Here is a 12,715-nt window from a genome sequence, read left to right as displayed (position 1 = left end):
GCGGATGCGACGCATTCTCGGCTCGCTCGCACTCGCGCTGCTGCTGCTCGGCTCGCCCACGGCGCATGCCGTTCAGCCCGACGAGGTGATGTCGGACACGACCAAGGAGCAGCGCGCTCGCGCGCTGTCGCGCGAGCTGCGCTGCATGGTCTGCCAGAACCAGTCGATCGACGATTCCGACGCGCCCTTGGCGCGCGACCTGCGCCTGCTGGTGCGCGAACGTCTCGCCGCCGGCGACAGCGACAATCAGGTGCTCGATTTCCTGGTCGCCCGCTACGGCCAGTTCGTGCTGCTCAAGCCGCGCTTCGAGCGCCAGACCCTGCTGCTCTGGCTGCTGCCCCCGGTGCTGCTGCTCGGCGGCGGGCTGGCGCTGTGGTGGCAGGTCCGCCGCCGCGGCCAGCGCGGAAGTGAGGTGACGCCGAAGCTGACGGCCGAGGAGGAAGCGCGCCTCGCCGCGCTGATGGCGGCGGAAAAGCAGCCGCCGGCGACTTGAACGCCAGAGGGAATTCCCGGTTTCGGGTGTTGCTCCTCTTCATGAACACGCCGCTTGGCGTGTTCATGGTCGCTGTGCAGGACCGCCCTGGGTGCCAGACCCTCATGGTGAGGAGCGCCGCGCGACGGTCGAGCCGACACGCATGGTCTTCATGGCGGCGCGTCTCGAACCATGAGGCCGAGGTCTCGGGCCTCGCCCTTCGAGACGCCCGCCCCAAGGGGCGGGCTCCTCAGGGTGAGGAGTGAGAGCGGGGTGGCCGCACGTGCGACGTGCGGATGGCGCTATTGATAACGCTTCCTGCCCGCACCGTCCCAAAACCCCCGCACTCTCCCGTGCTTCACCGGCCCCCGCGCTTTCATCTTATTTTACCATTGTCTGGGACTGTGCGTTGATATTCCGTCTGACGCGTCCGGGCAAGGTCCATGTTCTCCAACAGCAATCTGACGATCCGCTTCCTCGTGGGAGGCGTCGTCGCCTCGCTGCTCCTGCTGTTGGCGATCGGCGGTGGCACCGGCTTCATCGCGGTGCTGTATCTCAACAACCAGATCACCAGCCTGTCGCAGGACTTCGCCACGCTCAGCGGTCCCGCGCGTGACCATGCGACGCTGACCTATCAGCAGGCGCAATCGGCGTTCTCCTGGTTCCTGATCGCCTGCGTCGCGATCGCCGTGTTCGCCAGCGCCGTCTGCCTGATGACCTATGCCGCGGTGCAGAACGGCATCCTGCGTCCGCTCGCGGCGATGGTCTCGGCCATGCGCGACGTCGCCGGCCAGAAATATGACACAAGCATCCCCGGTCTCGGCCTGACCAACGAGATCGGCCAGCTCGCCGGCGCGCTGGAGGTGTTCAAGACCAACGGCATCGAGCGCCAGCGCCTCACCGAGCGCGAGCTGCAGGAGGCGCAGCGCCAGGGCGAGCGCTCGCGCTTCCTCGACGGCCGCATCCACTCCTTCAACGAGCTCGTCGCCAGCGTCGTCAGCAGCGTGGCGTCCTCGGCCGTCCGCCTCAAGAGCAATGCCGAGACGCTGTCGCGCGCCGCCAACGACACCTCGGCCAAGGCCAACGCCGTCGAGGCCGCCGCCAACCACGCCAATCGCAGCGTGCAGACGGTGGCCGGCTCGACGGAGGAGATGACCTCTTCGATCGGCACCATCAGCCGCCGCGTCTCCGACGCCACCCAGCGCGCCGAGGGCGCGGCGTCGCAGGCCGAGAAGAGCAAGAACACGATCCATTCGCTGTCGGACGCCGCCGAGAAGATCGGCACCGTCGTGCAGCTGGTGCAGGCGATCGCGGCGCAGACCAATCTGCTCGCCCTCAACGCCACCATCGAGGCCGCGCGCGCCGGCGAGGCCGGCAAGGGCTTCTCGGTCGTGGCGTCCGAGGTGAAGAACCTCGCCGACCAGACCAGCAAGGCGACCGACGAGATCTCGGCGCATGTCGCCAGCATCCAGGGCATCACCGCGGAGACCCGCGGCGCCATCGACGGCATCTCGACCACGCTGTCGGAGATCAGCGCCATCATGTCCGGCATCGAGGTCGACACCTCGCAGCAGCGCAACGCCACCCAGGACATCTCCAAGAGCGTCCAGGAAGCCGCCCGCGGCACCGCCGACGTCTCCAACCACATCGCCCAGATCACCTCCACCTCGGCCGAAACCGGCCGCTTGGCCACCGACGCGCGCGACGCCGCGGGCGATCTCTCGCAGCAGGCCGAGACGCTCAAGCGGGAAGTGGACGCGTTCATCATCAGTGTGAAGGCGAGCTGAGGCACACCGTCGCTCAAGCCCGCCGCCGCCGTCCCACCGCCCGGCGCCGCACGACACCAGCCAGCCATCCTCTCCGCCGTCATTCCGGGGCATTCGCGGGCAACGCGAATGAGCCCGGAATCCATAACCACGATCGGTTGTGATTGCGACGAGCTGTCGCGGCATCTCCCTTCAACAACTGCCGGTCGTGGTTATGGATTCCGGGCTCGCGCTGACGCGCGCCCCGGAATGACGGCGGAGAGAGCGTCGTGTCCGGCTTGACCGCAGCCGTCACCCAGCCCTCCGCTGTCGTCGGATGAGCGTCAGCGACATCCGGGATTTCACGCGCGGTCGAGATGGGCTTGGATGTCGCTATCGCTGATCCGGCCACGCCTGCGCCGCACGACACCAGCCAGCCATCATCTCCGCCGTCATTCCGGGGCATTCGCGGAAACGCGAATGAGCCCGGAATCCATAATCACGAACGGCGATGATGGCGACGAGCTGTCGCGGCATCTTCCTTCAACAACTGCCGGTCGTGGCTATGGATTTCGGGCTCGCGCTGACGTGCGCCCCGGAATGACGGCGGAGTGTGTGGCGAGCCGCTCGCGTCACGTTGGCAGGCGGCCTCCACAGCCGCGCCGTGTTCTTTCATTTGCCGATAAACCGCCCGACGGAATCAGCCGGGGGTGTGATGGTCGCGCCGACACAACTCATCGCAACTACGTAGTCCGCACCGGCGCCATTCGATGAAGCACCACCTACCTTTCTAACTCACTCTTAGTAAATATAACTCATCGTGCATATAGCTCAGCTGTGAGTCGCGGCCAGCGCGACCGCTGGGGCAAGGCAGGCGCGCAGGCTGTCAGTTCGCCCGCCTACCGCACATGGGGAGAGGGCGAGGGGACGATGATGAGCTTCCGGTTGAAGATCAGAGGGCGTCTCTACGCCGGGTTCGCGGCGCTGGTGGCGGTGGGCATGGTCATGGCCGCGGTCGCCGTATGGAATCTACGCGCCGTCAGCGGCCAGGTGGCGAGCATGTCGGCGCTGTCGGACGCGACCGCGCGCATCCTGCAGATCTCCAACCATCTCCAGGCGATCCAGCGCGCCAACCTCCGCTACATCCACGACGCCAACGAGCCGGCGCTGAAGGAGGCCGCCGATCGCGAGGCTGCCGCGACCGAGTTGCTGCAGACCGCCGGCGCCGTGTCCCGCTCCGCCGAGCGCCGCAAGGCCTATGCCGATCTCGCCGCCGACATCGCGCAGATGCGGACCCTGCGCGAGCAGCTCCAGGACGCCGTCCGGCAGATCAAGACCGGCCGCGCCGCGCTGCTGCCGGGCGGCGAGGACCTCGCCGCCAAGACCGCAAAGCTGTCCATCGCCGCGCGCATCTCGAAAGAACCGGAGGTGATGACGGCGGTCGCCGACATCGACACGCGGCTGCAGCTGGTGCGCATCGCGACCTGGCGCTTCCTGGCGCTCCGCGACGCCAAGGCGGCTTCCGCGTTCCGCGCCGGCGTCGACAATGTCGAGCAGCGCCTTGCCACCCTGGAAGGCAATTCGCCGCCGGCCGGCGTGCTCGCCGCGATCGCGCCGGTGAAAGCCTCGCTCGACGTCAACAAATCGGCGTTCGAGGCCACCGCCGCCGCGACCTTGAAGTCGGAGGAGATCTACGCCAACGCGATCGAGCCGCTGATCGCCCGCAGCGTCGAGGCGCTGAAGGCGGCCGAGACAAGCGTCAACGCCGACTCTCAGGCCGCGCGCGCGACCGCCGAGGCCGCGATCGGCCACACCATCTCGCTGCAGATGCAGGTCGGCGCCGCGGCCGTGCTGTTCGGCAGCCTGGTCGCGTTCCTGATCGCGCGTGGCATCGTCGGCCCGCTGACGTCGATGACGCGGGCGATGGGGCGGCTCGCCAGCGGCGACGTCGCCGTCGAGATTCCAGGCCGCGGCGCCCGCGACGAGATCGGCGCCATGGCGACCGCCATCCAGGTGTTCAAGGACAACATGGCGGAGACCGAGCGCCTGCGCGCCGAGCAGGGCGACGCCGAGGCGCGCCGCGAGCACGAGCGCAAGGCGGATATGGCCCGGCTCGCGCGCGAGTTCGAGCAGGCCGTCGGCGAGATCATCGACGCCGTCTCGCACGCCTCCAGCGAGCTCGAAGCCTCCGCCGGCACCCTGACCAGCACCGCCGCGCGCGGCCAGGAACTGTCGACCGAAGTCGCCGCCGCTTCGCAGGAGGCCTCGTCCAACGTGCAGACGGTGGCCTCCGCCGCCGAGGAGCTGTCCTCGTCGGTCAGCGAGATCTCCCGCCAGGTGCAGGACTCCGCGCGCATCGCCCGCGAGGCGGTGGCGCAGGCCACCCGCACCAATGAGCGCGTCGGCACGTTGTCGAAGGCGGCCGCGCGCATCGGCGACGTGCTCGAGCTGATCTCGACCATCGCCGGCCAGACCAATCTGCTGGCGCTCAACGCCACCATCGAGGCGGCGCGCGCGGGCGAAGCCGGCCGCGGCTTCGCGGTGGTCGCCGCCGAGGTCAAGGCGCTGGCCGAGCAGACCGCGAAAGCCACCGGCGAGATTGCCCAGCAGGTCTCCGGCATCCAGGCCGCGACGGAAGAGTCGGTCGGCTCGATCAAGGAGATCGGCTCGACCATCGGCCGCCTCTCCGAAATCTCCGCCGCCGTCTCCGCCGCGGTCGAAGAGCAGGGCGCCGCGACGGCCGAGATCTCCCGCAACGTCCAGCACGCCGCCAACGGCACCCAGCGCGTCTCGCGCAACATCGACGACGTCCAGCGCGGCGCGTCGGAGACGGGCTCCGCGTCGGCCCAGGTGCTGACAGCCGCACGGTCGCTGTCGGCGGAGAGCGGACGGTTGAAGCGAGAGGTGAGCCGGTTCTTGGGATCGTTGCAGGCCGCGTGAGGGGCGAGCGCCGGACCAGTAGGGCGGATTAGCGGAGCGTAATCCGCCATCGCGAGCCGAGAAAGCACGGCGGCTTACGCCTTCGGCTAAGCCGCCCTACGCACCGTCGATCGGGAGGGGCATTCCGTAGCCTTGATGAGCGCAGCGACATCCGAGTTCACACGAGCTTTAGAGATGACCCCGGATATCGCTGCGCTCATCCGCGCTGGGCTATGCGGACTTCCGACACGGATTGCGCATCACCGTGACCATCGGATCGGGATCAGCGCCTTCATCCGTTGCAGCGGCAGGACGATCACAGCCAGTCCGACCATGATCAGCCCCATCCCTGCATAGCGCGTGGGACTGAATGTTTCGCCGTAGATCATCTTCGATGCGACGACACCGATGCAGGGCGTGAGCAGGGTGAACGGCGCGACGGAAACAGCCGGGTAGCGCTGCACGAGATAGCCCCATGCGCAATAGGCCACGGCAATGGCGAGGAAGCCGGAGTAGAAAACCGCCGCGGCAATGCTCGGCCACGACGCATTGATGACGGCCTCCACGGTCGAATGCTCGTCATAGACGCTCGACAGCAGGAGTGCTGGCAGGGGTGGAACGAGGCTGCACCAGATCACCAGCGACAGCATCGGCACCTTCGGCGCGTGCTTCACCAGAACGTTGCCTACGGCCCAGCTGAAGGCCGCAGCGATCGCGAGGCCAAGCCCGACAAAGTTCAGATCGGTACCAACAGCCGAGGCGATGAGGCCGAGCCCGACAAACGCGATGACCATCCCGATGATCTGCCGTCGGCCGGGAATGTCGCGCAGGAAGACGCCGCTGAGCAGCACTGTGAAGAACGCCTGGATCTGTTGGCTCACCGAAGCGAGCCCGGGCGGCATCCCATGGGTGAATGCGAGAAACAGCAGCAGAAACTGGCCGGTGAACAGAGTGGCGCCGATCGCGACGAGACTCGACATCGGCAGTCTGGGTCGCGGCACTACAAAGACGAAGATGCTGACGATCAGGAAGCGCAGCGCCGTCATCTGCATGGCCGAGAAGCTCTCCAGCCCGAACTTGGCGACCACGAAGCCCAGACCCCAGATCACGGACGTCAGCGTCGCCAACAACACGTCGCGCATCAGCATCGGGCCATCCTCCGAGATGGATGGCATGCTAAGGCGGGCGTGATCCGGCCATAAGGTCCAATCCGGCCGAGTTCGCGCAAACCACTATCGCGAGACTTTGCTGTGGATCGAATGAAGCGGCGTAGGAGGGGCGGCTCGATCGAGGAGATCGGCAGCACCATCGGCCGCCTGTCCGAAATCTCCGCCGCCGTCTCCGCCGCGGTGGAAGAGCAGGGCGCCGCGACGGCCGAGATTTCCCGCGACGTCCAGCACGCCGCCAACGGCACCCAGCGCGTGTCGCGCAACATCGACGACGTCCAGCGCGGCGCGTCGGAAACGGGCTCGGCGTCGGCCCAGGTGCTGACGGCGGCGAGGTCGCTGTCGGCGGAGAGCGGACGGTTGAAGCGGGAGGTCAGCCGGTTCCTGGGGGCGCTGCAGGCGGCGTGAGGCGAAGCTTGCGCATCCGACGATCGCAGCGTTGCGCCCGTCTGCCTCCCCATCGTCATGGCCGGGCTTTTGTCCCGGCAATCCACGTCGTCCGGCGCGCTGAGAACGACGTGGATGCCCGGGACAAGCCCGGGCATGACGGAGTAACTAACTTCCAGGATTCTTCGCCAAGACAGCCTCGCATAGCGGTCACCTTGCGACATGAGGGTGCGAGGTGTTAAGTTGACGCCTGACAAGTAGAGCGATTAGCGCAGCGTAATCCGCCACCCCGAGTGCGAAAGCGCGGCGGCTTACGCTTCCGGCTAAGCCGTCCTACGCACCGTCGATCGGCGGGCGGTCTCTTATTTTGGCGTTTTCGGAGCCGCCCCTTGGCCTCCGGCGTCGAACGCTCCGGGAGCGGCCAACGGCAGCGCCCCCGGGATGAGCGTCCGCTGCGCGAAGATATCCGTCGCCATTTTCGCATCAGCCGCGGCCGCGGCCGCATCGTGCGTCTTCTCGTAGGCGTCGCTGCGCGCGCGATAGGCATCGTAGTTCCTGGGGTCGAGCTCGATCAGCTTCGTCAGATCGGCAATCGCATGATCGAGATCGTTCTTGAGCGCGTAGGCCTTGCCGCGAAGCTCGTAGGCGCGCTTACCCGGGCGGGCGGCGATGACGACGCTGAAATCGGCGATGGTCCCGTCAAGATTGCCGGCGCTGAAATAGGCGGCTCCGCGGGTCTGGTACGGAAGAATGTAACGGGGGTTGAGTTCGATCGCCTTGCTCGCATCGGCGATGGCGTGCGCGGTGTCTTTCCTGCTCAGATGGACATCGGCCCGAAGCGCGTAGGCAATCGCACTCGCAGGGTTCATGTCGATCCAGCGGTCGTACTCGGCCAGGGCGCGGTCGTGATTGCCCTTTCGCGTGTAAGCCCAGGCGCGAAAGCGGTAGCCGTCGAAGCCGTTCGCCGGCTCGATCTTGAAGGCTGCCGCGAGATCGGCTGCGGCCTCGTCGTTCTTGGCGAGCGCCTCATAGATAAGCAGTCGATTGATATAGCCAGCGATGAATTTCGGATTGATCTCGATGGCCCGCGTCTCGTCGTCGATCCCGCTGCTGCGCTCGCCCCTGTAAAAGTGGGCCATGCCACGGTTGGCGTAAGCTCTGAAATTGTCCGGATCAATCTCGATGGCTTTGGTCGAGTCGGCGATGGCCTGAACGTATTGTGCTTTGTGGAAATACACGGCACCGCGTCTCACATAGGCGTCGGCAAAGCCGGGATTGATCGCGATCGCCGCGCTCTCATCCGCGATGGCCGCATCGTACTCGCCCATGCGCCAATAGGCCGCCCCGCGGTTGTAGAAATAGGTCGCGCGCTCCTGTTGGTCAGGCTTGCTTGCATCGAGCAGTTGCGTGCAGGCGGCAATCGCGGCTGTTTCCGGTGTCTCGTTGTCCGCGTTGCAGAATGTCTTGCCCGTGTCGGCTTGAGCCAACAACGCACCCGGCGCCAGCGCGAGGACCGCGACGAGCCAAACCAATCTCATGCCTGTTGACCTCTGAGCGCTAGAACCAGGTCGCCATTTAAAGCTTCAAGCGGCCACTAAGGCAAGAAGGTTGAGCTAGTCGACCGTGCCTTCGGTGGCGGCTTGGAGTAGCGACCAACGCCTCCAACTAAGCCAACCCGACGCACTGCAAAGGTGATCTTGGACTACCGGGTTCATTCGGGCTATGTAAGCTCGAAGTTTAATCGCGTTTCTGAGCGCTCCATAAAAACTTCGTCCAATCAATGGCTGATTGTAAGCGGCCGCGAGTGTTCATCAGTTGTTGGACAAAAGTATTCCTCAAAGTGGGGTCTTCACGGCCGGCCAGCACTAGACCAAGGAGTTGTGAACCGGTCAAAATGCAAACATCCCTAGTTCCTAGACGCTTCGCCACGGGGTCGGGCAAGTCTGGTTCCGTGCGATCGTCCAGGGGAGTCCGTCTAAAGGTCCCCACGATTAAGATGCCCTTACAATCGACCTCCGTTACCGAAGCGCCTAGACTAGTTATTATCTTAGCGTAGTTCTTCTGATCTTTGCTCTGCTCGTCCGGCGGCAGCGACATAATGTTGTCGATTTCTGCCATCCACGCCCATAGCTGTCTTAAGTGTCGTTCCGCTATAGGACCCTCGACTCCCTTTAGCTCAACAGCTGCAATCCTGGAGCCGTCGCTCAACCAAATCGGCCCGCGGGTGTTGACCTTCCGCAACGCGGAGACCCAATTCTTCAAGGGCGGTGGCTGCGACTTCTGCAAAGCTTTGTCCACTTCCTGCAATTAGTTGCTTCAATCGCTTGTTTTCATCGATCACCCGCTGTTGCGTTGCGATCTGACTTCCAATTTTCGCTAGTTCAGCGTCCAGTTTCTCTATTTGAGTGATTGCGGTTTGCTCAGATTTAGAGAGGAAACGATTGACCCATTCAGGCAATTCGGCCGGGTCTCCTCGATGCGCTATTCTGGAAATCTGTTGAACATGCGAAATAAGCGCATCCCACGTATGACTGCTATTAACGCAAGGGAAATATACTATCTGGCCTGCGTCTAGCTGCCGTATTCCAGCGACGATCTGAGGTGGTCTATCTTTGTTGACTGTTTTTACTCGAAGTAACGGCTGTAGGTCCTCGCCGCCGATTACGAATTGATATGAGAGATAGTCAGATATTATGTTTAGCTGGTCCTGTACATCTCTTGGACCGCATGCTTCGACGCGCGAGCCAGAGGAGCTTTCAAAGGTTAATCCGGCGAACGGTTCGAATTGATGCAGTAATTGCCGCATGTGCGTTATGGCCACGGGCATTGCATTAACAACTATCAAGGTATTTCCATCTCTCACCCACCGATCGAGCTGACCCAGTCGATTCAATATCCACCCCGTAGATGGCTTTTGTTCAAGTTCGGCATGCAAGGACTCGAAATCCAGGAGGATTTAGTCGTACTCGTTGAAATTGGTGTGGCCGAACAAATGGCCTTGATCGATTGTGCCGAGATAAATCCCGATCGAAAGTAGATGCTTGCCCAAGTGTTGCTCGCAAGTGCGTGTTCGGACAGAGATTAAGCATTGTATGCCATACGGGGGTAGAGGGATATATGCGACGTAGGCAGTCTGCGGCTGGGTGCCCTCGCGTTTCGTAGGTCGCGGCTCGTCGCCATAAACACTTTGATGCTCATGGCCAAGGTGTTCCGAAAATCAAAAATCCTCTTGCGCTCCACCCCAAATCACCCGTATCCTCCGCCTCGTTCCGTACCGCTGAGGGAGCGTATCGCGATCGTCACGGACGCGGGTTGCGGAATGCGATGGATGCGGGCGGCTGCACGCGGGGTTTCGGCCTCGCCGACGAACGGCTGACTGCGGACAGGAAATCGTGTCGTCCTGGCCTCCCGGTGCCGAGGTCAAGCTGGTGGTGATGATCCGCTGGCGACGGGGTCAATGAGCCGGTCCCCGGGGAGAGCACGTATAATTGTTAAAACCATCGCGCAGGGAGGGCCGGGATGTCTCCAGCCGAACCTGTGGTTCCTACCCCGTGCTTTTTGTTCGCACGGGGGCCATGGGGGCGGCGAGCTCCCGGTCTTCCCTGCGCCCTCTGTTAGCTGAGGGCGAGATGTCGGACATGACTCGGGCGCGGGATGCGTCGCGAGGATGATGGTGCTCGGCTTTACTAAGAGGTTTTCCCCGGGCTGTTTGACAATGTGGATCGAGATGCCTCCGCGCGTCATTGCGAGCGCAGCGAAGCAATCCAGGGTCCCGCCCACCATCCTGGATTGCTTCGCTGCGCTCGCAATGACGAAGTGTGGGGCGAGCAGGGTGCCAAGCACTCCGCTGTCATCCTCCGCGAAGGCCGAGGATCCAGTCCGCCGAGGCGGTCATTGCTCAGCCGAGAGGCCGCGGCGTACTGGATTCCCCGCCTTCGCAGGGAATGACAGGTGAGGGGGGACTGCGAGTTGCGCGACAGGGCAGGGACGTTGAACCCGCATGTCGCTCCCGCCTTCGCCCTTCGTGCTTCGGCGGACAAGTCGCTCATGCGGGCTACGCGGGCCAGCGCTCCGGGGGCGTTGAAGGGCGGCGGGTTACACCTGCGGCTGACCCGCCCTACGGGAGCTCATACTTTTGGATGGATGGTCATAAAGATGGCCGGCTCCGGGCGGAGTTGCCCTAGCAAGCCATTGCCCGCAAACGCCTTTTCTGACCCGCTCCCGCATCTGCGCCATTCTGCCGCAGTCTTCGTGTCCATCCATTACAGAAGTTTAACGCCGCAGCCAGCACGCCGTAAGGCGGCAAGTCCCATGTTCACTGGCGAACGGGGCGAACAGCCCGGGACACACGTTTAGACCTTGACCAAAATCACTTGCGGAGAAAACCGTATGACCGACCGTCCGATCGACCTGTCCTCTCTTCCGTCCTATCGCAAGTCCCGGCCCGGGCTGTTCTCGGCGCGCAAGTTCGCGCTGATGGCCTCCGTGGTCGCGGGTCTCGGCATCGCCGGCTATGGCCTGTCGCCGCAGGGCGCGCCGCTCGATCTGTTCTCGACCGCGGCGCATGCGCAGGTCGCCAACGAGGTCAGCAAGGTCGCGCGTCCGGTCGGCTTTGCCGACATCGTGGAGCGGGTGAAGCCGTCGGTGATTTCGGTCAAGGTCAACATCGCCGAGAAGGTCGCCAAGAACGACAATGACGACGACACGCCGTTCCAGCCGGGCTCGCCGATGGAGCGCTTCTTCCGCCGCTTCGGTGGTGAGAACGGCATTCCCGGCATGCCGGGCCGCGGCGGCCGTGGTGGCGGTCGCGCGGTGACGGGGCAGGGCTCCGGCTTCTTTATTTCCGCCGACGGCTATGCCGTGACCAACAACCACGTGGTCGACGGCGCCGACAAGGTCGAGGTGACGACCGACGACGGCAAGACCTACAGCGCCAAGGTGATCGGCACCGATCCGCGCACCGATCTCGCGCTGATCAAGGTCGAGGGCGCTTCGAACCTGCCGTTCGCCAAGCTCGCCGACGGCAAGCCGCGCATCGGCGACTGGGTGCTGGCGGTCGGCAATCCCTTCGGCCTCGGCGGCACCGTGACCGCGGGCATCGTCTCGGCGGTCGGCCGCGACATCGGCAACGGCCCGTATGACGACTTCATCCAGATCGACGCGCCCGTGAACAAGGGCAATTCGGGCGGCCCGGCGTTCGACGTCGACGGCAACGTCGTCGGTGTGAACACCGCGATCTATTCGCCCTCCGGCGGCAGCGTCGGCATCGCGTTCTCGATCCCCGCCTCGACGGTGAAGAGCGTGGTGGCGCAGCTGAAGGACAACGGCTCGGTCAGCCGCGGCTGGATCGGCGTGCAGATCCAGCCGGTGACGCAGGACATCGCCGACAGCCTCGGCATGAAGAAGGCGGAAGGCGCGCTGGTCGCCGAACCCCAGGCCAATGGCCCGGCGGCGAAGGCGGGCATCCTGTCCGGCGACGTGATCACCGCGGTCAATGGCGAGCCGGTCAAGGATGCGCGTGAGCTCGCCCGCACCATCGGCGGCATTTCGCCGGGCTCGGCCGTGAAGCTGAACGTGCTGTCGAAGGGCCAGGAGAAGACCGTCAATCTGACGCTCGGCAAGCTGCCGAACACCGTCGAGGCCAAGGCCGACACCGGTGGCGACAGCGACAGCGGCAACTCCACCCGCGGCGCCGACGTGCCGAAGCTCGGCATGACCGTCGCTCCGGCGTCGAGCGTGGCCGGCGCCGGCAAGGACGGCGTCATCGTCACCCAGGTCGACCCGAAGAGCGCCGCGGCCGATCGCGGCTTCAAGGAAGGCGACGTGATCCTCGAAGTCGCCGGCAAGTCGGTGACCTCGGCCGGTGACGTGCGCGAGGCCATCAACGCCGCCCGCAACGACAACAAGAACAGCGTGCTGATGCGGGTGAAGAGCGGCGGCCAGTCGCGCTTCGTCGCGGTGCCGCTGGCCAAGGGCTAAGGCCTTTTACGAGATGGGAGACCGCCGGCATGTTGCCCCCGCGCCGG

General features: G+C 64.7%; 7 protein-coding genes and 1 pseudogene. 5 read left to right on the top strand and 3 right to left on the bottom strand.

What is annotated here, in order from left to right:
- Nucleotides 1–4: 4 nt before the first annotated feature.
- From ACQR1Y_RS23185 to ACQR1Y_RS23175, 3 genes are all read left to right on the top strand, one after another.
- Nucleotides 5–493 (top strand): cytochrome c-type biogenesis protein, encoded by a 489-nt coding sequence (locus ACQR1Y_RS23185; RefSeq protein WP_434878338.1) that lies wholly within the window; start codon nucleotides 5–7, stop codon nucleotides 491–493.
- Nucleotides 494–915: 422 nt separating this feature from the next.
- Complete coding sequence (locus tag ACQR1Y_RS23180; protein WP_434878337.1) at nucleotides 916–2,259, top strand: methyl-accepting chemotaxis protein; 1,344 nt, start codon at nucleotides 916–918, stop codon at nucleotides 2,257–2,259.
- Nucleotides 2,260–3,147: 888 nt separating this feature from the next.
- Nucleotides 3,148–5,157 (top strand): HAMP domain-containing methyl-accepting chemotaxis protein, encoded by a 2,010-nt coding sequence (locus tag ACQR1Y_RS23175; RefSeq protein WP_434878336.1) that lies wholly within the window; start codon nucleotides 3,148–3,150, stop codon nucleotides 5,155–5,157.
- A gap of 239 nt (nucleotides 5,158–5,396) precedes the next feature.
- Here ACQR1Y_RS23175 and ACQR1Y_RS23170 read toward each other — a convergent pair whose 3' ends face one another.
- Entirely contained in the window at nucleotides 5,397–6,284 is an 888-nt protein-coding gene (locus ACQR1Y_RS23170) for an EamA family transporter (protein ID WP_434894317.1), read from the bottom strand.
- Between the two features lie 132 nt (nucleotides 6,285–6,416).
- Here ACQR1Y_RS23170 and ACQR1Y_RS23165 point away from each other — a divergent pair.
- Nucleotides 6,417–6,710, top strand: a pseudogene (locus tag ACQR1Y_RS23165) (methyl-accepting chemotaxis protein); the annotation flags it as partial.
- A 341-nt stretch (nucleotides 6,711–7,051) separates the two neighbouring features.
- On the opposite strand, the gene ACQR1Y_RS23160 reads toward ACQR1Y_RS23165, so the two are convergent.
- Nucleotides 7,052–8,221, bottom strand: a complete 1,170-nt coding sequence (locus tag ACQR1Y_RS23160) for a tetratricopeptide repeat protein (protein WP_434878335.1) — start codon at nucleotides 8,219–8,221, stop codon at nucleotides 7,052–7,054.
- A 644-nt stretch (nucleotides 8,222–8,865) separates the two neighbouring features.
- Nucleotides 8,866–9,624, bottom strand: a complete 759-nt coding sequence (locus ACQR1Y_RS23155; protein ID WP_434878334.1) for a hypothetical protein — start codon at nucleotides 9,622–9,624, stop codon at nucleotides 8,866–8,868.
- A 1,454-nt stretch (nucleotides 9,625–11,078) separates the two neighbouring features.
- Here ACQR1Y_RS23155 and ACQR1Y_RS23150 point away from each other — a divergent pair.
- Complete coding sequence (locus tag ACQR1Y_RS23150) at nucleotides 11,079–12,668, top strand: Do family serine endopeptidase (RefSeq protein WP_434861895.1); 1,590 nt, start codon at nucleotides 11,079–11,081, stop codon at nucleotides 12,666–12,668.
- Nucleotides 12,669–12,715: the final 47 nt, after the last annotated feature.

The sequence above is a fragment of the Bradyrhizobium sp. HKCCYLRH3099 genome, assembly GCF_051167855.1.
Taxonomy (GTDB): Bacteria; Pseudomonadota; Alphaproteobacteria; order Rhizobiales; family Xanthobacteraceae; genus Bradyrhizobium.
Note: the sequence above shows the minus strand (reverse complement) of the source record. Positions and strands in the feature narration are given on the sequence as shown.

What these genes read in the sequence shown, in the direction of transcription:
- ACQR1Y_RS23185 (WP_434878338.1), top strand. Translation starts at nt 5, where the DNA reads ATGCGACGCATTCTCGGCTCGCTCGCACTCGCGCTGCTGCTGCTCGGC.
- ACQR1Y_RS23180 (WP_434878337.1), top strand. Translation starts at nt 916, where the DNA reads ATGTTCTCCAACAGCAATCTGACGATCCGCTTCCTCGTGGGAGGCGTC.
- ACQR1Y_RS23175 (WP_434878336.1), top strand. Translation starts at nt 3,148, where the DNA reads ATGATGAGCTTCCGGTTGAAGATCAGAGGGCGTCTCTACGCCGGGTTC.
- ACQR1Y_RS23170 (WP_434894317.1), bottom strand. Translation starts at nt 6,284, where the DNA reads ATGCTGATGCGCGACGTGTTGTTGGCGACGCTGACGTCCGTGATCTGG.
- ACQR1Y_RS23150 (WP_434861895.1), top strand. Translation starts at nt 11,079, where the DNA reads ATGACCGACCGTCCGATCGACCTGTCCTCTCTTCCGTCCTATCGCAAG.